Source organism: Vreelandella vilamensis (assembly GCF_031451755.1).
Lineage (GTDB): Bacteria > Pseudomonadota > Gammaproteobacteria > Pseudomonadales > Halomonadaceae > Vreelandella > Vreelandella vilamensis.
The window spans coordinates 52891-74697 of record NZ_JARWAN010000012.1; the positions used below are offsets into that span (position 1 = coordinate 52891).

General features: G+C 55.1%; 17 protein-coding genes. 9 read left to right on the forward strand and 8 right to left on the reverse strand.

The features are described from left to right. Positions 1-92: 92 nt before the first annotated feature. The 3 genes from QC823_RS08900 to QC823_RS08910 form a co-directional block, all read right to left on the reverse strand. The gene (locus tag QC823_RS08900) at positions 93-1796 is read right to left on the reverse strand and encodes a DEAD/DEAH box helicase (RefSeq protein WP_309655992.1); all 1704 of its coding nucleotides are present in this window, start codon (positions 1794-1796) and stop codon (positions 93-95) included. A gap of 455 nt (positions 1797-2251) precedes the next feature. After that, positions 2252-3265, reverse strand: coding sequence for a glutathione S-transferase family protein (locus QC823_RS08905; protein ID WP_309655993.1), 1014 nt, complete (start codon positions 3263-3265; stop codon positions 2252-2254). A gap of 75 nt (positions 3266-3340) precedes the next feature. After that, the gene (locus tag QC823_RS08910) at positions 3341-4261 is read right to left on the reverse strand and encodes a LysR family transcriptional regulator (RefSeq protein ID WP_309655994.1); all 921 of its coding nucleotides are present in this window, start codon (positions 4259-4261) and stop codon (positions 3341-3343) included. Positions 4262-4403: 142 nt separating this feature from the next. On the opposite strand from QC823_RS08910, the gene QC823_RS08915 reads away from it, so the two are divergent. Together QC823_RS08915 and QC823_RS08920 are read left to right on the forward strand one after the other, a co-directional pair. Continuing rightward, positions 4404-4760, forward strand: coding sequence for a pirin-like C-terminal cupin domain-containing protein (locus QC823_RS08915; RefSeq protein ID WP_309656031.1), 357 nt, complete (start codon positions 4404-4406; stop codon positions 4758-4760). A gap of 241 nt (positions 4761-5001) precedes the next feature. Beyond that, entirely contained in the window at positions 5002-6714 is a 1713-nt protein-coding gene (locus QC823_RS08920) for a peptidoglycan DD-metalloendopeptidase family protein (RefSeq protein ID WP_309655995.1), read from the forward strand. A gap of 87 nt (positions 6715-6801) precedes the next feature. Here the strand turns inward: QC823_RS08920 and QC823_RS08925 are convergent, their stop codons facing one another. Continuing rightward, the gene (locus QC823_RS08925; RefSeq protein WP_309655996.1) at positions 6802-8463 is read right to left on the reverse strand and encodes a L,D-transpeptidase family protein; all 1662 of its coding nucleotides are present in this window, start codon (positions 8461-8463) and stop codon (positions 6802-6804) included. A gap of 88 nt (positions 8464-8551) precedes the next feature. Between QC823_RS08925 and QC823_RS08930 the strand changes: the two genes are divergently transcribed. Beyond that, positions 8552-9271 (forward strand): murein L,D-transpeptidase catalytic domain family protein, encoded by a 720-nt coding sequence (locus QC823_RS08930; protein WP_309655997.1) that lies wholly within the window; start codon positions 8552-8554, stop codon positions 9269-9271. 57 nt (positions 9272-9328) lie between these two features. Here the strand turns inward: QC823_RS08930 and QC823_RS08935 are convergent, their stop codons facing one another. Continuing rightward, a complete protein-coding gene (locus tag QC823_RS08935; protein ID WP_309655998.1) occupies positions 9329-11086 on the reverse strand; it encodes a methyl-accepting chemotaxis protein in 1758 nt (585 codons plus the stop codon). A 365-nt stretch (positions 11087-11451) separates the two neighbouring features. Between QC823_RS08935 and QC823_RS08940 the strand changes: the two genes are divergently transcribed. Beyond that, positions 11452-12444: an LLM class flavin-dependent oxidoreductase gene (locus QC823_RS08940; protein ID WP_309655999.1), complete on the forward strand. Its 993-nt coding sequence runs from the start codon at positions 11452-11454 to the stop codon at positions 12442-12444. Positions 12445-12477: 33 nt separating this feature from the next. Here the strand turns inward: QC823_RS08940 and QC823_RS08945 are convergent, their stop codons facing one another. Further along, positions 12478-13077 carry a DUF1415 domain-containing protein gene (locus QC823_RS08945; RefSeq protein WP_309656000.1) on the reverse strand — a complete coding sequence of 200 codons (600 nt, stop codon included), beginning with the start codon at positions 13075-13077 and terminating at the stop codon, positions 12478-12480. Between the two features lie 162 nt (positions 13078-13239). Between QC823_RS08945 and QC823_RS08950 the strand changes: the two genes are divergently transcribed. From QC823_RS08950 to ltaE, 4 genes are all read left to right on the forward strand, one after another. Continuing rightward, positions 13240-15090, forward strand: a complete 1851-nt coding sequence (locus QC823_RS08950; protein WP_309656001.1) for an ABC transporter ATP-binding protein — start codon at positions 13240-13242, stop codon at positions 15088-15090. Positions 15091-15215: 125 nt separating this feature from the next. Then, positions 15216-16787, forward strand: a complete 1572-nt coding sequence (locus QC823_RS08955) for a Re/Si-specific NAD(P)(+) transhydrogenase subunit alpha (protein WP_309656002.1) — start codon at positions 15216-15218, stop codon at positions 16785-16787. Between the two features lie 16 nt (positions 16788-16803). After that, positions 16804-18246, forward strand: coding sequence for an NAD(P)(+) transhydrogenase (Re/Si-specific) subunit beta (locus tag QC823_RS08960; protein ID WP_309656003.1), 1443 nt, complete (start codon positions 16804-16806; stop codon positions 18244-18246). Positions 18247-18999: 753 nt separating this feature from the next. After that, positions 19000-20016 carry a low-specificity L-threonine aldolase gene (gene ltaE, locus QC823_RS08965; protein ID WP_309656004.1) on the forward strand — a complete coding sequence of 339 codons (1017 nt, stop codon included), beginning with the start codon at positions 19000-19002 and terminating at the stop codon, positions 20014-20016. A gap of 9 nt (positions 20017-20025) precedes the next feature. On the opposite strand, the gene QC823_RS08970 is transcribed toward ltaE, so the two are convergent. Further along, complete coding sequence (locus tag QC823_RS08970) at positions 20026-20583, reverse strand: cytochrome b (protein ID WP_309656005.1); 558 nt, start codon at positions 20581-20583, stop codon at positions 20026-20028. 181 nt (positions 20584-20764) lie between these two features. Between QC823_RS08970 and QC823_RS08975 the strand changes: the two genes are divergently transcribed. Next, positions 20765-21154, forward strand: a complete 390-nt coding sequence (locus QC823_RS08975; protein ID WP_309656006.1) for a septal ring lytic transglycosylase RlpA family protein — start codon at positions 20765-20767, stop codon at positions 21152-21154. 5 nt (positions 21155-21159) lie between these two features. On the opposite strand, the gene QC823_RS08980 is transcribed toward QC823_RS08975, so the two are convergent. After that, complete coding sequence (locus QC823_RS08980) at positions 21160-21642, reverse strand: nucleoside deaminase (RefSeq protein ID WP_309656007.1); 483 nt, start codon at positions 21640-21642, stop codon at positions 21160-21162. Positions 21643-21807 lie beyond the last annotated feature (165 nt).

The window sequence follows — 21807 nt, forward strand, 5'->3', positions numbered from 1 at the left end:
GGGTCGGCACAGATAACGCACGGTGCCAGACGGAACGATAGGGCTCACGCTTTTAAAGCGCGAGCCCCTTTTAGCGCCTGAGCACTAGCCGATCACGCACGCTCACGGCGGCGTACCGGCGCATCGCCTTCTTGGCGGCGGCGCGGTGCGCGATCTGGAGCACTGTCTTCGCTGATTTCCAACGGACGACCGCCAACACGAGCGCGCGACATCTTAGCCAGAATCGAGCTTGGCAAGCCGTTAGGTAACTCAACGACAGAGAAAGCATTGCGAATATCGATACGACCGATACGCGCGCCTTCGATACCCCCTTCATTGGCCAGAGCGCCAACCAACTGGCCGGGCTTAACACCGTCTTTATGGCCCACGGAAACGCGGTAGCGGGTCATGCCTTCGCTCGGGGCGCTTCCACGCTCACGACGACCAGCGGGCTTACCGCCGCCCTCACGCGAAGGCTTCTCTTTACGCGGCGCCTGCAGGCGGCCAATCGGCGCTTCGTCAGCGCGCGCCATGGCGGCAAATGCACAGGTCAACTCGATGGGGTCGTAACCCTCCTCGATCAGACGCTCAATCAGCGCACGCTGCTCTTCGGCACCCTTGGTTAAGGAGGCGATGACGCGGTGATAGAAGACATCGTCGCGATGGGCGCGAATAGCGCTTTCATCCGGCAGCGGCATTTCGGTCATTTTCTGACCAGTTGCCTGCTCCATCCAGCCGACTTTGCGGCCTTCACGGAAACCGGCAAAGGTAATCGCGATGCCACTGCGCCCGGCACGACCGGTACGGCCAATGCGGTGGGTATAAGCTTCGGCATCCTGGGGCAGGTCGTAGTTAATAACGTGCGTAATACGCGACACGTCAAGGCCACGCGCGGCGACGTCAGTGGCAATCAGTACGTCGACCTTACCACGCTTTAAGCGCTGGATCGTGCGCTCACGCAGGCTCTGGTCGAGATCGCCGGATAGGCCTGCCGCATTTACGCCACGGGCCGTTAGCTGCTCTACCAGTGTGGTGCAGGCGGCACGAGTCCGCACAAAGACGATGGCCCCATCAACCGGCTCCACTTCGAGAATACGCGACAGGGCTTCAAGCTTGGCACCGCCATCGACGCGCACGATACGCTGCTCGATGTTCTCACCGGTAGTGGTACCCGACTCAATCGCCACCTTCACCGGATCGACTAAATAGCGGTTAACGATACGTTCGATTTCTGGCGGCAGCGTAGCGGAGAAAAACACGCGCTGAGCGTCTTTGGGAGTATCGGCAACAACACGCTTAACGTCGTCGATAAAGCCCATGCGCAGCATTTCGTCGGCTTCGTCTAGCACTAATGCTGAGAGGCCATCAAGCTTCAAGCTTCCGCGATCCAGGTGATCAATCACACGGCCTGGCGTACCCACCACGACTTGTGCGCCACGCTTTAACGCGCCGAGCTGTTCACGGTACTCTTGACCACCACACAAAGTGGCCACTTCTAGACCTTTAAGGTTTTGACCATATTTGCTGAACGAGGCAGCAACTTGCTGAGCAAGCTCGCGAGTCGGCGCCATGACCAGCACCTGAGGTTCGCGACGCGTTAGCTCTAAACGTGACAATAACGGTAATGCAAACGCTGCGGTTTTGCCGGTGCCAGTTTGTGCTTGGCCCAGCATATCGCGCCCTTCTAGCAGCGCAGGAATTGTTTGTGCCTGAATCGGCGAGGGAATTTCGTAACCCTGTGTTTCAACAGCAGACAGAACGGCAGGCAACAGAGCCAGATCGCCGAAGCTCGGCGAGGCGACAGAAGTCGTGGTCATTAATCACACCTTGGTAGGCCGTGGTTATCACGGCAAAAAACATCAAAAGCGTCTCTGACTCGATGACTCACATAGCGCTATAAAATCGCTATTTGCAAAAACCGTGTACAAGTAAAGTGTACAAAAACGTTATGCAAAAGAATGTGCAATCAGTCACCGCTTCCGTTTTATCGGAATGCGTCAAAGTGAGTCGGAGACGCCGGTCGCACCTAGCATTAAGGGCTAATTCGCAATTGCGAACTAGCCGCTGTGGCGACCTTCTGCGCCGGCTTGTAAAGCAAGCCGTTGGGCTTGGTAAGCGGCGCGCCATCTTCACACATCAATGAGCTTCCATAAGGGGAAGACTCTTGCGTTAGCTCAAGCGCTTCTGTCTCAAGCATTCATAATGATGGAGGGGTCAACACATGCGAGGAACGCTCATACTAACACCACACTTGTTTGCTGGCTAGTATTTTTCAGCGCGCCGGCGCAACGTCGCTAGCGTTAAAAATTCCTTGTCCCGCTAGCCTTTCGCGGTCGTGGGGGCGATGGAAATTTAAAAGCGGTCCGGCAGGCACGATACGCGTGGGATTAATCGTATCGTGGCTGTAATAGTAGTGGCGCTGAATGTGGTCCATATTGACCGTCTGTGCAATGCCCGGCCACTGATAAAGCTCGCGCAAGTAGTTCGCTAGGTTCGGAAAGTCTTCGATCCGCTTAAGATTGCACTTGAAGTGGCCATGGTAAACCGCATCAAAGCGCACCAGCGTGGTAAAGAGCCGAATATCTGCCTCGGTCAGCCACTCCCCGGCCAAATAGCGCTTCTCGCTTAGGCGTTTTTCCATCCGTTCAAGCGCCTCAAACAGCGCATGCACGTGTTTCTCATAGACGCTTTGCTCTGTCGCGAACCCCGATTTATAGACGCCGTTATTGATGTGCTCGTACACGTCGGCATTGACGGCATCAATCTCCTCGCGCAGCTCTTGCGGATAGAAATCCAACCGGTTACCGGTTAACTCATCAAACGCACTATTAAGAATACGTAGCAGATCGGCTGATTCGTTATTGACGATAGCGCGGCGCTTTTTATCCCACAGCACCGGCAGTGTCACACGACCGGTGTAGTGCGGGTCAGTTAAAGTATAAAGCTCGCGATGATAGGTAATACCATTGACGGGATCACCGCTTGAGCCTTCGCCTTCGTCGTAGGTCCAGCCTTGATCTAACATCAAGGGGCTAACGTGAGATACCCCCATTAGCGACTCAAGCCCTTTGAGTTTGCGCATGATAAGTATGCGATGCGCCCAAGGGCATGCCAGCGAGACATAAAGGTGATAGCGACCTGCTTCCGCCGGATGCGACGCAACGCCGTCAGGTCCATCTGTACCGACCCAATCGCGCAGTTGTGCCGATTCGCGCACAAACTCACCGCCATGTTTTTGGGTGTCGTACCACTGATCGTGCCACTCACCGTTGACTAACAACCCCATGAGACGCCTCCTTTTAACGTCATCGTTCGATGATTAACAGGATACGCCTCGACCCTCACGGCTCAAGCGGATGTTTTACCGTGCAACGTTCGATGCTTTCGAATCGTCCGACACGCAGGCGCTAACCGACTGTTTAAACGCGACTGCCATGGCATGGGCTGCGGGGCCGGCGCGGTCACGATCGCGAAAGATCAATTGAATGGGCACTTCACGCACACCGCCGGCGGTCAGCGGCAGTGGCTTCAGCTCACCACTGGCAAGTTCATCGGCAATGCGCGTTTCGGGTAGCCAGGCAAACCCTAGGCCGCGCTTAACCATGTCTAGCGACGTATTGAGGTGGCTCACTGTCCAGCGTTGCTCTGCCTTCAGCCAGCCGGCGTTAGCCGATTGACGCAGTGCTGAATCGCGCACCACCAGTTGACGATGTTGCGCCAGATCGCGCAGATCCAGTGCCCGGCCAAGTCGATGCAACGCATGCTGCGGATGAGCGACCGCGATAAAGCGCACGGTCACCAGCGGCTCGCCCAAAAAACCCTGGGCTTCAAGGCCGGAAACAACCAGATCGGCGCGCCCGTCGTAGAGCATTTCGATACCACCATTAAGCACACTTTCGTGCAGCTGAACGCGCACCTGCGGATAAGTGGCAGAAAACACCTCCAAGGCTTTCGCCTGTGCCGCTTCAGGAAATGTTTGATCAATGGCGACGACCACCTCGGCTTCCAACCCTGACGCAAGCCTAGAGGCAACATCCTCAAGCGAGGACGCACTTTCGATGAGCTGGCGGGCTCGGCGCAATAATAATTCGCCCGCTTCGGTGAGACGCACCTGTCGCCCAACGGGCTCCAACACTTGCACACCGAGCTGCTCTTCCAGCTTATGAACGGCGTGATTAAGCGTAGAGGGGCTTTTATGCACAGCTTCCGCCGCGCGGGCAAAGCCGCCATGATCCACCACGGCGGCTAACATTTGCCACTGGGCAAGGGTGACACGTGACATTTCGATTTCCTCGACGCATTAGAGCAAAACTATGCGCTTAATTTTCGAAAAAACCCCATTAGAATGCCAGGAAACCGTCAATAATGTCCCTCATTCCAGCAAATTAATCGCTGAGGGTGGCGCTACTTAAACAGGCGAAAGCATTAGCGGCCCGCTTGATGCGCTCGCCGGGCACAGCGGTGTAAGTCACCTCACGCTTGCCGCTAACGGAAAGTTCGAGCTGACGCAGTCCGCCACGACGCTGTGTACCTATGTCTTTCGCGGTGAACTCACTTGCGCGGGCGAAACGGCTCGCGCAGGTGAGCTAATTCGCTTCAGTGTCGGTGATACGCTCACGCTTGAAACAGACAATGGCGCTCAAGCACTGCTACTGACAGGCGAGCCACATCATGAACCAATCGCACACTACGGGCCTTTCGTCATGAACACACGACATGAGTTAGATCAAGCATTGCGCGATTATCGGGACGGCACCTTCACCCAAACACCCGCTATCTAATGATCTTTAATGGCCGCTTAAACGCATTTTTTGTGGCATTGAGTCAATAATTGGGTACGTTGTGTTAACAAACAGCGTTTGAAAATGATAATGTGTTGCAAAATCGCGCCACCAGGAGCGGCGCGAGCACTTTGTGTATGCGTGTACAGTCTATGCACCTCTTGCTTCATGGGTTAAGGTTCTGTCACTAGTACTTTTTTAGTTACATTTTTATTAATTACTTTTGGCGGTCTATTTACCCATGTTGCGAATCCTTCATTCGCTGCCCCGCACGCACAAGTTATTGTTATTACCCGTGGCGACAATGGTCACGGTGCTGGGCACACAAAAGTTAGTGACAACGTATCAAAGTCATAATGTAACCCAAACGCCCGTTGAGAGCGTTTTTGTCCCACTTCCTAGTCACTCGTCTCCCGGCGTTCCTTCCCTTCAGGAAGAGCGCACGGCCATGGCCAATGCAATTGGCAAAGCGTCTCGCGCATTAGATGCAACTCGCCACCATATTCCGCTCAGCAACCTCCAAGCGATGGAAGTGATCGACCTCGACATGGTCGATAGCGCCTCGGCAAGCACCGCAACTACCCCTGATGTTTCAACTACCCCTGATATTTCATCAAGCGCCCCCAAGTCCTCCACGCTTGATAGCCCCGTCATCGATGATGGAGCGCTGCATATCGCGTTGGTCGTTGGGACGCTAAGCAGTGGCATGCTCGACGCCGACACCAGCACAGACGCTAATATCGCCGATGCCACCTCATATGAAGATTATGGCATCACGCTTTTCGATGACATTTCCTACTTTGACCTAGAGCTTGCCGCAGAGGAACCTTACGTTCCCAAGTGGCAAACCCATATCGTAGAACCCGGCGAAACCTTCGCCGTACTAGCGCAAAACAAGTTCGGCTTAGGCTACAGCGAGGTATTGACGCTTCTCGATAAACTTCCCAACGCTCGCCTTCTAACCCACTGGCGCGCCGGGCATAGCTTTGACTATCAGTTGGATAAAGATAATCAGCTGTTATCGCTGCGTATGATGAAAAACACCCGCGATGGAGTGCTGATTGAACGGGCGGACGAGCAATACGCCGTTACCACTATTGAGCGCCAGGGTGAGCCTGTTCAGCGCCTTTACGCAGGCAGCATTAGCGGCAGTTTCGCCCGCTCAGCCCAAGCCACGGGTTTGAATAGCGCCGCGGTCACGGAACTCACTCGCCTACTAGAGAAAAAACTCGACTTTCGCCGCGATAGCCGCCGAGACGACAAATTCCAGGTATTGGTTGAGTCGGACATGATTGAAGGGGAAACCCTCGACTCACGCGTGCTCGCTGTGCGCTATGAGGGCGAGCGCATGAATTTGACCGTCGTGCGTAATGCCACCGACGACAAGTTTTACACCGCTGAAGGCCAAAGCTTAGATCCAGCTTTTTCGCGCTATCCCTTTGATGGCCGCTACCGTTTAAGCTCCAACTTCAACCCTCGCCGCAAGCACCCGGTTACCGGGCGTATTAGCCCGCATAACGGCACTGATTTCGCTATGCCGATTGGCACGCCCATCACGTCCCCCGCCAACGGTCGCGTAGAGCGTGTGGCGAATCACTACGCAGCAGGTCGCTACGTAGTGATTCGCCACGACAACGGCTATCGCACACGCTATTTGCACTTGTCAAAGCCCTTGGTGAGCCGCGGTCAGCGGGTGGAAATGGGGGAACGTATTGCCTTCTCCGGTAACTCTGGGCGCAGTACCGGGCCGCATTTACACTATGAAGTACACGTGAATAGCGCACCGGTTAACGCGATGAAAGTCGATCTCCCTGAAAACACAAGCCTAAGTGGCGATACGTTGATTGCGTTTCAACGCCAGGCAGAACCAATGCTAGCGGCGCTGGAGAACGAAGAAAGCGGCACTGTAAGCGTTGCCTCTTACACAGAGGATACGACCGAAAGCCAAGACTGAACGTCAGCACTTCACGCTGAGCAACGCAAAAACTAGCACCATTAGAAAAGCCGCTTAAAGGAATAAGCGGCTTTTCTGTTTTTAACGCTAGCGCTGATTCAGCGCACTCAGTATGCGGTCATCACGCCGGTAAATATCTTCTCGAAATGTAACGTCACCCTCATCATCGGGCCAAGTGGTCAGATAGTGCAGCGCTAACGGAATATGGCGTGGAAGATTGACGTTAATATCGCTACGCGATGTATTGATCAAAGCGTTCAGTTGATAGCGGCTGCCAGTATCCTGCAACAGCATCCGCGCCAGTTCGCGCGCTCCTTCTACGCGCACGCACCCTGAGCTCAACGCACGTCGATCGCGCCCAAAAAGTCCTTTAGCGGGTGTGTCGTGCAAATAAACCATGGCATTATTGGGGAAACGCATTACAACATCACCAAGCGGGTTAGAAGACCCGGAGGGCTGGCGCAGCATAATATTACCGGGCGATGCCCAATCAATCTCACTGGCATCCACCACCTCACCGCTATAATTGATCACGGTAATGCCTTGCTCGGCCAAGTAATCGGGGTTTTGCCGCACTTTGGGCAGGATATCCTCGCGCACAATCGTTGGTGGCAACGTCCAAGACGGATTCACCGTGAGACGGGTAATCTCCGAGTGAATCACCGGCGTTTCGCGGCGCGATGAACCCACCACAATGTGCGAAGACCAACGCTCCCCGTTCGGACGCACATACTCCATACGGTAACCGGCAATATCAACCCACACGTGCGGTTCGCGCGCAAGCCATGGGGCAACCCAGCGGCCCCTTTCGAGGTTAACGCGTAACTGTTCTACCCGTGTCTTAATCGACGTATTCAACGCTTGGCGCGTTTTACGCCCTACCACGCCATCGGTTTCTAAGAGATGACGACGCTGAAAGCGTTTTACCGCGGCTTCAAGCTCAGCGTCAAACTCGCGTAAATCCAGCTCTTCAATTCGCACCTGCGGGTAGGCCTCTGGGTTACCGACAAGAAGTCCCGGCTCCCCCCAATACGTAAGACGCCGGCGCAGCGCCACGACGTCATCATCGCGCTCGCCAGGGCGTAATGCTTTCTCACGCGGGGGAAAGGAAGGCACACTACCTTGGGCAGCCAAGTCACGGTATGCCGACAACGCCTGACGCAACGGGGAATAGTAAGGCCGCTGTGGCCGCGCCCGAGCAAAAGCTTGTTCAATGTCGCCCTGCATCACTGCCTGGGCAATACCGGCAACGGGCAGCGTTTTTAATCGTGAAGGGCCATCCCATCCGGGTACCACGTCATGGGGATTCAGCTTGCCGTTTTGCACATGGTCCAACGCTTTTAACAGCGCGCGCGTAGCACCCAAATCAAACACAGCCTGGGCCGCGGCGTCTTGGCTATGGCTTTGCTGAAAGTCGGCTTTTAACTCCCCAACACCGTAGTGAGATGGCGTAAGGCCATCATCGGCTAAGCCTTGTAGTGCGTCCACAAGGGCATCGACCCTCGCTGAATCCTGCCAAACGAGCTTTTGGCCTACGTGATGATAAAACTCAGCCAGCGGCAACCTTTTCTCGGCCTCCGCTGGATTTTGCGTATTGGGCAGCGCTATTAGCGCGCTTTGAGTACTTACGGGTAATGTTTGCTGCGCGCTGGCCGGTGCATTCACCATAAACGTAAGCACCCCACACGCTGCCAGCATGCCAATACATTTCGTTATCGTTGATTGCGATTGCCGCTGCGTCTCGTGCATTACCCTCTCCTTGCGTTACGATAGCGGCCTTAGCGGCTGTGCCGCCTTTTGACTGCTTGCCCCTTTATTTTAAATCAGGATGACAACTATGGTGCTTCGTGTGAAAGCGTCAGCATTACTTATCAGCTTGCCTATCAGTTTAGTGACGTTACCACTTCAAGCAGCGACTTTCTTTTTCAACGTTGCCTCCACTCCCCTTTTAGCGCCCTCTGCGCTGCATCATCAGCTCAAACAACTGGCCCCTCAAGCGACGCCTGAAGCCTTACACATGGCAGCAGAAGCCCTCTCTTGCGCCGATCCGAGTGCCGAGCGCCTTGCGGTCATTGATTACTCGCTGCCTTCTAGTGAACCGCGTATGTGGGTGTTTGACCTTCACCAAAACGAACTGCTCTTTGAAGAACTGGTCTCCCATGGTCAGGGCTCTGGCGATGCCCTCGCCGAAACCTTCTCCAATACGCCCAATAGCCACCAAACGAGCTTAGGGCTATTTCGTACCATGAACAGCTACTACGGCCGCAACGGCTACTCGCTACGGTTGGATGGCCTTGAGCCCGAGGTCAACGATTTAGCCTTTGATCGCGCCATTGTGATCCACGGCGCCGATTACGTGAGCGAGGATTTTATTGACCAAACCGGCCGGTTGGGGCGGAGCCAAGGCTGCCCCGCCGTGCGCGCCGATGTCACCTACCCGCTGATTAACAGCCTCAAAGAAGAGCAGTACGTGTTTGCCTATTACCCCGACGAGGAATGGTTAGCCACGTCGACGTTTTTAAACTGTGGCACCGAAAGTCAGCTAGCGCAGCGATAAAAAACCGCCGCCTGGCGAACCAGGCGGCGGTCAGTATTTAGCGCGTAAACGCTGCGGTTAAAACTCTTCCCAATCATCGTGATCAGCCGACGTCGATTTGGCTGGTGCACACGACGGTTTCTGACGTTGTGACGCGTTGCTTGCGGGTAAAGTGTTAGAGGGGCGCTCAAGCGCCGGCGCATAAGAGGATTCGCCCAGCACAAACGCATCCAGCAGGTGCGACAAGTGCTCGGCACCTTCACGCAGGCTCTGCGCGGCCGATGAGCTTTCTTGCACCATGGAGGAGTTTTGCTGGGTCATTGAATCCATTTCCGCGACAGCGGTATTGATTTCACCGATGCCTGCGCTCTGCTCACGGGCACCTGCGCTAATTTCGGCGATCACATCGGTTACCCGCGTCACGCTTTCCATGATCTCCTGCATGGTAGAGCCCGCTTCACGCACCAGCTCCGTGCCCTCGCGAGTATTCTTCATGGAGCCATCAATCAGCTCGCGGATTTCGCTTGAAGCCTCGCTTGAGCGGCTTGCCAGTTTGCGTACCTCTTCCGCCACCACGGCAAACCCACGCCCGTGCTCACCGGCGCGCGCCGCCTCAACAGACGCATTAAGCGCCAGAATGTTGGTTTGAAAGGCGATCGAATCGATCATGGTAATGATATCGCCAATTTTCGTGGCGGAATCATTAATCGTGCCCATGGTGGTTTCCACCCGCTGCATGGCATCGCTGCCACGGCGCGCTACATCCACCGCGCTTTGTGAAAGCTGCGAGGCTTGCTCTGCCGACTGGGTGGTGTGTTGCACGGTCGAGGTAATTTCCTCCATCGACGAGGAGGTCTGCTGCAAATTAGCCGCCGATTGCTCAGTACGCGTGGCAAGCTCATTGGTGCCGCTGTCAATATCCTGCGAGGCTTGAAGCACCGAACGCGACGTGCGGTGAACGTCTTGTAGCGTGAGCTGCATACGCTCGACAAACGCATTGAACTGACGTGCCAAGTTCCCTACTTCGTCGTTGGACTCGACGGCGAGACGCTGGGTTAAGTCAGCTTCGCCGGTGGCCACGCCGTGCATCGCTGTGGCGGCACGGCGAACCGGGCGCAGCGCGCGGTGTACCAAGTAAGTGGCAATAAACCCCACCCCGACTAGAATCAGCAGCGTCACGATGCCTTTGATCACCAGTCCTTGGCGAAACTCTGCCCATGCCAAGGATTCCACTTCGGCTAGCCCTGCGTCGATATCGCTTAAATAGATACCGGTGCCAATCATCCAGTCCCACTCGGGAATAGAAATTGCCATCGAATGCTTGGCCTCTGTTTCACCATTGGCAGGGTTGATCCACTGATAGTCGTAAAAACTGTCGTTACGATTGCGAGCACGATCGATCAGGTCGTCAACAAACGCATTGCCTTCGCTATCGGTCGTGCCTGACATATTCGTGCCAATGCGATCAGGCGCCGCGGCTAAAGCAATGGCGGTACCGTCAAACTCAAAAGCGAACACATAGTTTTCATCGCCAAAGCGGAAGTTTTGCAGAATCTCTTGAGCCCGCGCTTGCGCTTGCCTCTCGCTCAGCGCGGGGTTATCGACCAAATGCGATACCGCATTACGCGCCGATTCGACCAGATAGCGCACGGTATTTTCGCGCTCTTCGACGAGCAGCTCGCGTTGTTCGTCGAGGGTTTCCTGAATTCGCTCGGCGGAGCCACGCGTCTCAAGCACGGATAACACCACCGCCAGCACCAGCATGGGAACAAGCACCAGAAAGACAATTTTGGTCTGCAAACTAATATTAAACCGTGAGCCCTGTTGATCAGCCATTCTTGTTGTACCACCTAGTTAAACGTTGAAAAGCCTTGCCCATTGTCATCACCAATGTGATGGGCATATTGCCTTGTGAGTGTTATCGCTACCAAACGGTTGGCGCGCATGAAACCATTCGCGTAGCGACGATTACACACCCTTTGCCAGGGATCAATGTAGTCCTTTGTCTAGGATCAAAATAAGTCGTTTTTATGACTTTCTCAGCTCATCTCATTAGCCACCACTTGAACGCCTTGTAATCCAATGACAATGGCCGCATAACGTCGTTATAAGCATGCTAACGTTTCCTCCACACGACGCCTCTTTCACCACGACATATTATCTACACACCGTATCCACGGCCGACGATTATAAGGTGCCACATGAGTCAACTCGCCTCCACAACGCTCTCCGTTTTGGACCTCGCCCCGATTCGCCAAGGCGGCAGTGCCGCTGAAACCTTTGCCAATAGTGTTTCGCTCGCCCAGCAGACCGAACAACTGGGCTTCACACGCTTTTGGCTGGCCGAACACCACAACATTGAAGGCATTGCCAGCGCCGCCACTTCGGTATTAATCGGTCACATTGCTGGCAACACCTCTACGCTGCGTGTAGGCAGCGGTGGCATCATGTTGCCCAATCACGCCCCGCTCGTAATCGCCGAGCAGTTCGGCACGTTGGAAACGCTCTATCCGGGACGGATTGATCTTGGCCTTGGGCGCGCGCCCGGCTCTGACGGCATGACCATGCGCGCGCTGCGCCGCCGTCTCGACAGCGGCGGGGATGACTTCCCCGACCAACTGGCAGAGCTGCGCCGTTATCTGGGTACGCCTGAGCCCAATCAACGTGTGAAAGCCATTCCCGGACAAGAGACTCACGTCCCTATTTGGCTTCTGGGCTCCAGCGGTTATAGCGCCCAGCTCGCCGCACACTTAGGGTTGCCGTTTGCCTTTGCCGCGCAGTTTGCCCCTGGTTATCTGTTTGAAGCGCTGCGCCTTTACCGCGACAATTTCCGCCCCTCCGAACACCTAGATCGCCCCTACGCGATGGTTGGGCTACCGGTGATGGCCGCTGAAAACGATGCCATGGCCCACTATTTGGCCACCACCGCGCAGCAGAAGTTTTTGAACTTGATCCGTGGTCAGCGCACGCAATCGCTGCCGCCGGTCGAGCAGCTGGATTGGACGCGCATGGAGCGTGCGCAAGTGGAGCAATTTCTCGGCGCGGCAATCATTGGTGGGCCCGAGACCGTAAAAGCCGGGCTGGAAGACATCCAGGCCCGCACGGGCGCGGACGAACTAATGATCAATAGCGACTTTTATGATCACGCCGACCGCCTGCGCAGCTATGAAATTGTCGCGGAGGTCGCGCGTTAGGCGTAGCACCCTGGCAATGCCTTTGGCATAAGCCTACTCACTGCTCTCTTCCCGCATGCAGCGCGCCAAAATCGCTTCTGCCGCCTCGCTCCCCATCGCCTCTAGGTAGGCGATATTACGCGCGGGGATTTGCTCGGTATCGCCATAGGCAGCGATGGCTTTTTCTAGGCTCGCCTCGCGCAGCAGATGCAGCATGGGGTAAGGCGAGCGGTTAGTGTAATTCGCGGCATCTTCTGGCACGGCATCGGCAAAGCAATAATCCGGGTGAAAGGTAGCGAGCTGATACACGCCTTCATACCCCTGCTCCACCAACAGCGACTCCGCAAGGTCGACAAAATCCAAGTAATGCTCAAAGTCGCGAAACAGCGTGGGAAATACCAGTAGCGAGGTTTCGGTCTGCTCGTGCTCGTCGAGCCAGGCAATTTCCGCCATTAGCTCTTCAAGCGCTACCGCTAACTTCTTCGAGCGCACGACCTCTATGCGCACACTCTCGCGTTCGACTTCACGCTGGGCAAACGGGCAAATGGTATGCGCCACGATAAAATCGCGCACCCAACACAGCGTTTGCGCTTTTACCTCACTGTCTCTGTCAACCGAATGATCGGCGTTCGCTGAGTGATCCCCGTGCTCCATAAAGGCCTCGTTGTGATAAAAATTTTTAACCGTGAACCCATTTACTACATACGTGCGCCCAGCTTAACGCCCCTCTCGCCCGGGCTTACGCCTGGCAGTTCGCATTCAAGTCGCGCATGATAGCGCTTTCTTTCTCGACTTCTAGGCCACTGTCTTCTTTTTATGTCCCCTACCGCTCCTTATCCACCCCCCGCCAATCCGCTAAGCAGTTTTTTCGGCGTATTCCGCTATAGCCGCCGGGCGCTTTCGCTCGTATGGCAAACCTCCCCCGCGATGATGCTGGGCTTAGCACTGTGTACCCTGGTGGCGGGCGTACTCCCTGCCGTGGCGACGTGGGTCGGGCAGTTGATCGTCGACGGCGTGGTGAGCGCGATGGAGACTTACCGGACCGCAGAAGAGCCCGATTTATGGGACACGATTACACCGGTGCTTGGCTGGGTCGCACTGGAAGGCGGCATCATCGCGCTGATTGCACTGGCCCAGCGCGGCCTCTCGGCGCAGCAGTCGCTGCTGCGCGCGCTACTGGGGCAGAAAGTCAACGTCATGATTCTGGAAAAGGCCGGCACGCTCTCGCTTGGTCAGTTTGAAGATTCTGAACTTTACGACAAGCTCACCCGCGCGCGCCGAGAAGCGTCCACGCGCCCGCTGGGGTTGGTGAACAAAACTTTTAGTCTGTTACAAAATGCCATTTCACTGACGAGCTTTGGCGTGCTCTTGGTGCAATTTTCGCCCTGGGCGCTGCTGATTCTCGTCGCGGGCGCGCTGCCGGTGTTTATCTCTGAAGCCAAATTTTCTGGCGACGCGTTTCGGTTATTTCGTTGGCGCTCACCGCAAACACGCATGCAGATGTACCTCGAAACCGTGCTCGCCCGCGAGGACAGCATCAAAGAGGTCAAACTATTCGGCTTAGAGTCGCTTTTTTTGCAGCGGTACCGCGATATTTTTACGCGCCTATTTAGCGAAGAGCGCCTGCTCACGCTGCGCCGTGAAAGCTGGGGCTTTATTCTTGGGCTACTCGGCACGCTCACCTTTTACGCCGCCTACGGCTGGGTGGTGGTGGAAACCATCACCGGGGCGCTAACGTTGGGGCAGATGACCATGTATTTGATGGTCTTCAAGCAAGGACAAGCCGCGCTGTCGGCAAGCCTTACCGCCATCAGCGGCATGTACGAAGACAACCTTTACCTGTCGAATTTATACGAATACCTGGAACAGCCCACCGACGTAGAACACGGCACGTTAACGCAAGGCGAAGTGCCCGGTGACGGCTTACGCTTTGAAGGCGTAAGTTTCGCCTACCCTGGTGGAGAAGAGGTTCTGCACAACATTTCGCTGCACCTTAAGCCAGGGCAAAGCCTGGCCCTGGTGGGAGAAAACGGCTCAGGTAAAACCACTTTGATCAAGCTTTTAACGCGGCTTTACCAACCGACGCAAGGGCGTATTTTGCTCGACGGCAGCGACCTTCGTGACTGGGATGCCGAGACCCTTCGCCAGCGAATCGGCGTAATTTTCCAAGACTTTGTTCGCTACCAACTGCAAGTGGGAGAAAATCTAGGCGTTGGCGACATGCATGCTTTTGACGACGAGCAGCGCTGGCAATCTGCGGCCCACCAAGGTATGGCCGACGATTTTATTCACCGTATGCCAAAAGGTTACCGTACCCAACTCGGGCGCTGGTTCAAAAACGGGCAGGAGCTTTCCGGTGGCCAGTGGCAAAAAATCGCCCTCTCTCGCGCCTATATGCGCGAAAACGCCGATATTCTTGTGCTCGATGAACCCACCGCCGCCATGGACGCTGCCGCCGAAGCCGAGGTCTTTGCCCGCTTTCGCGAACATAGCCGCGACAAAATGACCATCTTGATCTCTCATCGCTTCTCAACAGTAAGAAGCGCCGAGGATATTGTAGTGATTGACCAGGGCCACATCATCGAACACGGCACTCACGAGGCGCTTTTGGCGCAAAATGGGCGCTACGCCACGCTGTTCCATTTGCAAGCCAAAGGCTATCAATAAGGCGCCGCTGCGTGGGTTCTCGGCGGTTGAATGCGTATTTTTCCCGTTGTGTACAGCCCAAGACTCAGGTATAGCTAATAAGACATTAACGCAACATCAATAACCACTAATTAGGGAGATCCAACGTGAAGATTGGTGCACCCAAAGAGCTTGCCAAGGGCGAAGCGCGTGTTGCGCTGACCCCGGAAAGCGCGCTCCAATTGCAAAAACTCGGGCATGACTGCTTTATCGAAGCCGGGGCCGGGGCTCTGGCAGGCTTTGATGACCATGCCTATCGTGACGCCGGCGTCAGTGTTGTTGAAGGCGCCGAGTCACTTTGGCAAGCCGTCGATACGGTAATCAAAGTCCGCGAGCCTAGCGATGACGAAACGCAGCATTTGCGCGAAGGCCAGACGTTAATCAGCTTTTTCTGGCCGGCCCAGAACGAGGCGCTTTTAGAGAAGTGCAAGGCCCAAGGCGCCACAGTGGTGGCGATGGACATGGTGCCGCGTATTTCCCGCGCTCAGAAAATGGACGCGCTCTCTTCCATGGCCAACATCGCCGGTTACCGTTCGGTGATTGAAGCCGGTAACAATTTCGGGCGCTTCTTTACCGGTCAAGTCACGGCTGCCGGTAAAGTCCCCCCGGCAAAAGTGCTCGTTATCGGCGCCGGTGTTGCCGGGCTTGCCGCCATCGGTACGGCCACCAGCCTTGGTGCGGTGGTACGCGCCTTTGATGTACGCCCTGAAGTGGCGGAACAAATTGAATCCATGGGCGCTGAATTTCTGTTTCTCGATTTTGACGAGAACCAAGACGGCGCGGAAACCGGTGGTTACGCCGCCCCGTCTAGCCCTGAGTTTCGCGAAAAGCAGCTTGCGTGCTTTCGCGAGCAAGCCCCCGATGTCGATATCGTCATTACCACCGCCCTAATTCCGGGCAAACCCGCGCCCAAGCTGTGGCTTGAAGATATGGTCGAGGCGATGAAGCCGGGTTCGGTGATTATCGATTTGGCCGCGGAAAAAGGTGGCAACTGCGATTTAACCAAGCCTGATGAGCGCGTGGTAAGCGATAACGGCGTGATCGTTATCGGCTACACCGATTTCCCTTCACGCATGGCAACGCAGGCCTCTCTGCTTTACGCCAATAACATCCGTCACATGCTCACGGATCTCACGCCAGAAAAAGATGGCCAGATCGTGCACGACATGGAAGACGATGTGATTCGCGGCGCCACGGTGACGCATCAGGGCGACATCACCTTCCCGCCACCGCCGCCCAAGGTAAAGGCCATCGCGGCAGCGAAGCCCAAGCCCAAAGAGAAAGAACCCACGCCTGAAGAGCGAAAAGCCGCTGAGCTTGCCACTTTTAAGGCGCAAACCAAACGTCAGGCCACGTTACTTGGCGTGGGCGGGGTACTGATGCTGGTGCTGGGGCAGATCGCGCCAGCCTCCTTTATGCAGCATTTCATTGTCTTCGTACTCGCCTGCTTTGTCGGCTTCCAGGTGATCTGGAACGTCAGCCATTCGCTGCATACCCCTTTGATGGCAGTGACCAATGCCATTTCGGGCATCATTATCCTAGGGGCGGTGCTACAGATCGGCTCGGGTAGTGCGATTGTGACAATAATGGCGGCCATTTCAGTGCTCATTGCCACCATCAATATTGTCGGTGGCTTCTTGGTCACCCGTCGCATGCTTGCCATGTTCCAGAAATCTTAAACCGCGGAGACAACCCATGCTAAGTCAAGGATTCGTGTCTGCCGCGGCGATCGCGGCAAGTGTACTTTTCATCCTCTCCCTGGGGGGATTGAGTAATCAGGAAAAAGCCAAACGGGCAGTGTGGTACGGCATTGTCGGCATGGCGGTGGCGGTCTTTTTCACCGCCTTCGGCCCAGGAATTGGCGCTTACTGGCTGATGATCCCAATGATCGTGATCGGCTCAGTCATTGGTGTTTATGTGGCGAAAAAGGTCGACATGACCGAAATGCCGCAACTCGTTGCCGCACTGCACAGCTTTGTCGGCCTGGCTGCGGTATTCGTGGCCTGGAACGCAGACCTCGAACGTCGCCGAGTGTTGGCCGTTCAAGCGGTGGAAGGCGCCACCGAGCAGTTCTCAGCGTTTGCCGCTCTTGTGGCGACCAAGGCACCTGACGAGCTGACCGTACTGCAGATCGAGGTCGTGTTTGCCATCTTCATCGGGGCCTTGACCTTTACCGGGTCGGTGGTCGCCTTCGGCAAGCTAGCCGGCAAAGTAGACGGTAAGGCCAAGCAGCTGCCCGGCGGGCACATGCTGAATGCCGCCGCGGCGGTGCTAAGTCTGGTTCTTGCCATTGTTTACCTCAACGGCGCGGGCTTCTGGACGCTGCTGATATTGGCAGCCCTTGCGTTCTTCATCGGCTGGCACTTGATCATGGGCATCGGTGGCGCCGATATGCCGGTAGTGGTGTCAATGCTCAACAGCTATTCAGGCTGGGCGGCGGCGGCCATCGGCTTCACGCTCTCCAATGATTTGCTGATCGTGACCGGTGCGCTGGTCGGCTCCTCGGGGGCGATTCTCTCTTACATCATGTGTAAGGCGATGAACCGCAACTTCGTCAGCGTCATCCTCGGCGGATTCGGTGGCACCAGTGGGCCTGCCGCTGAAATAGAGGGCGAACAAATCGCGATTGACGCGGGTGGCGTCGCCAGTGCGCTTAACGATGCTGACAGCGTGGTAATCGTGCCGGGCTACGGCATGGCAGTAGCGCAAGCGCAAAATGCGGTCAGCGAGCTAACGCGCAAACTGCGCAGCGCCGGCAAGAATGTGCGTTTTGGCATTCACCCGGTAGCGGGTCGTTTGCCCGGGCACATGAACGTGCTCCTCGCCGAAGCCAAAGTGCCCTACGATATCGTGCTGGAAATGGACGAAATCAACGACGATTTAGCGTCCACCGATGTGGTCATCGTTATCGGCTCCAACGATATCGTCAACCCGGCGGCGGAAGACGACCCCAATAGTCCCATCGCTGGCATGCCGGTATTGAAAGTGTGGGAAGCCAAGCAGGTGTTCGTATGCAAACGCGGCCAAGGCACTGGCTACTCAGGCATCGAAAATCCGCTGTTCTTCAAGGAAAACACCCGGATGTTCTACGGTGATGCCAAAGGCAGTATCGAGTCACTGCTACCGCAAATCGAGTAAACCAGCGAGACCAATGAACCCACAGGTAAATCGCAAGGTAACGCCCTCAACATTGAGGGCGTTTTTATTCCTATATGACACGCTTGCATGGCAAGAGGTGAGTAAGTGAAATAATACCATGCTGCATTGCAACAAAAATCAGCTACACTAGTAAGGCAATCCCAAAGGAGGAATGCCAACCATGACTTATTATCCCCTGTACGATTGCGAAGTACTGCGTGCTTGGTTACGCCAAGCGCAATGGCAGCGCGATTTTGTCGAGGCTTTTAACGTTTACTGCGATAAATAGCCTACGACTTTAGATGCAAGCAAGTCACTAAGCCGGGCAAACGTCCGGCTTTTTATTGTTTGTGAAAAACCTTTTCATTCAAATAAGTAAGCGCTATCCAAGCATTTCGTAAACTATCACTTACACGCCGCAAGCACTTTACTAACTTTTGGTGCTAGCCGATTAGTGCTAGCAGACTCATCCCAAAGCGATTAATATTTGATCTCACCCTCTCTTACGCTCGTTTTAAGCACAGGGTGTGCATAACGCAAAAGTGAAACCCCGTCACCGTTAAATGCCAATTCTTGAGGAGACTACGCTATGTCAATCGACGTTCTTGATGTTTGGGCCAAGCGCGCAGAGCAACAACGTACCGCCTTCGAAGCGATCGCCGCCTTTATTCGCTAGCATTAGGGAAGCGCTTTTCGCACCATGAGCTCTAGTTGTATGCTGTTGTGTTCATGGTGCAGCCGCTAGGAGCCGCAATGATTGATCTACGCAGTGATACGGTAACGCGACCCACGGCAGAAATGTATGCCGCGATGCGTGCGGCACCGGTGGGTGATGATGTGTGGGGCGATGACCCAACCGTCAATACGTTTCAGCAACGCATTGCCGAAAAAACCGGTAAAGACGCTGCGCTACTGTTTCCTAGCGGCACCCAAAGTAATTTAGTGGCATTGATGGCGCATTGTGAACGTGGCGATGAGTACATCGTTGGCCAATCCGCGCATACTTATCGTTATGAAGGCGGAGGTGCTGCCGTATTAGGCAGCATCCAGCCTCAGCCGATCGAGAACGCCGCAGATGGCAGCCTACCACTGGAGAAAATACGTGCCGCCGTAAAGGCTGACGATTTCCATTTTGCCCGCACTTGTCTGCTGGCACTAGAAAATACCATTGGCGGCAAAGTGCTGCCTGCCGGCTATGTGACCCAGGCAACCGATCTCGCTCGCGAATACGGCCTTGCTACCCACCTTGACGGCGCCCGGTTATTTAATGCCGCTGTTGCCAGCAATACGCCGCTAAAAACCCTCTGTCTGCCTTTTGATAGCGTATCGCTGTGTTTTTCTAAAGGGCTTGGTGCCCCCGTTGGTTCGGTTTTGGTCGGCTCTCAAGCATTGATTGACCGTGCACGTCGCTGGCGAAAAGTAGTGGGCGGCGGGATGCGTCAATCGGGCATCATCGCGGCAGCCTGCCAATACGCTTTAGAGCACCACGTCGATTCGCTTGCCGACGACCACCGTCGCGCCGAACAGCTCGCCAACGCTCTGAGCACCCTACCTGGTGTCGAGCTTGCCTATATCGCGACTAATATGGTGTTCGTGCGCTTCCCCACTGCCCACGCCGCGTCTTTAACCGCCTGGCTTAAAGAACACGATATTTTACTTGATCCGCTCTATGCTGACGGCAAAACGCGCCTAGTGATTCACCGCGATATTAGCGCACGCGATATCGAGAAAGTAATCGAGAAAACAACCGCTTACTTTTTACGTCAGTAAGCTTGCCGTTCACTCAAACAAGCTCATGCGCTTCATCACGTTATCGCGCTTAATCCACCAGTGATACAACGCGCCGCTCACGTGAAGGGCAATCAGCACGATAAGCAACCAGCCAATGCGCTCATGCCAAAGAAACAACGTCTCTGAAAGCGCTTTGTTTTCACCGACCACATTTGGCAGCGTCCACTGAAAAAACTGCACGGGAAATCCACCCGTCGCCGTCGCCAACGCGCCAAGTATGGGCATTACCACTAGGGCTAAATAGAGCAGATGATGCACGCTCGTACTGACGATACGCTCAAAGGCGTTTAAGGGCGGGTCGTGATCCGGCACAACAAATGCTAGCCGCGTCACAATACGCAATGTCATCAACAACAGAAGCACGATACCCAGTGTTTTATGTGCTGTATAAAGCGCGTTCGTGAGATTTTGCCCCATTAGCGCCATCGTGCGCTCAAAACCCAAAAAGCCAAGCGTCAGTCCGCTTGCCAATGAAAGTAAAACGCCCAAAGCCACTAACCAATGCAGTACCCGGTGCGGATAAATATAGTGATCCAATTCATGCATGAAAAACTCCTTGGCATTCGCCTCATCAATTGATGAAAACTTAGTTTAGGCAATTCTGCTGCTAAAATCGCCGAAATTGATATTTCTTGCCCAGCGTTTTTCTAGCCGTTATCATTTACAGTCCAGCATGGCATCTAATCGATACATGTGCTCAACGCAAGAAACACCATGAGGTATCTCCATGGTAGATTTCCAATGCTTCACCCCATTACGCTTCACCCCGTTACTGTGTTTTATCATTCTGCTAATCGGTGGTCTCAATACCGCTTATGCAGATGATGTCATCCAGAAAGGCAAAGCCTCTTACTACAGCGACCACTTTCAAGGCGCGACCACCGCTAGCGGCGAACCCTTTAACCAGCAAGCCTTAACGGCGGCTCATCCAAGCTTACCCTTCGGCACGAAAGTACGGGTCACCCGACCTGACACAGGACAGGCAGTCGACGTGATCATCAACGACCGCGGCCCTTACGTGCAAGGCCGGATTATTGACCTTTCCAAACGCGCCGCGCGTCAACTGGGCATGATTAAGCGTGGTGTCGCGCCGGTTCTGGTGACTCAGCTAGATTAGGAGGCTCATTCAGCCCCTTGATGGCAGCGCTGGTGAAGCACTTTCATCGTCTCCACCAGGACTGTCACTGGCCCTTCCACCACAAGCCCCGGCACCACTTGCTCAATCGGCAGCGTTGCCACCGGCGGCGGCGCCACTCCAAACTCCTCTAACCATTTGCTTAGCTGCGCGGACGAACTGACATAGACGATCCGTCCAAGCCCTACCCAACCATGCGCCGCCGCACACATTGGGCAGTGCTCACCAGAAGTATAAACGGTTGCTTCAGCACGCGCCCGAAGCGTCATGTTTTGCGCCGCCCAACGCGCCAACGCAAACTCAGGATGCCGAGTCGCATCCCCATCCGCAATACGATTACGATCCTCCGCTAACACCTTACCGTCGCAGCTCACCAACACGCTACCAAATGGCTCGTCACCCGCATCCAGCGCCTCCTCTGCCAACACCACACAGCGCTTCAGATACGGCATTTCATGTTCAGCAATCATCGCACACCTTTTAGTCAGTATTGTTTTACTCTAGTGCGAATCGGCTTGCGATACGAGCCCCAAGGATTGACACAAGGATGCATACCACGCCTAAAAAGACGCACTCGTTGTTAAGGCAAGTGATACTAAAAGCAAAGGAGAGCGTTACCACCGCGATATGAAGCG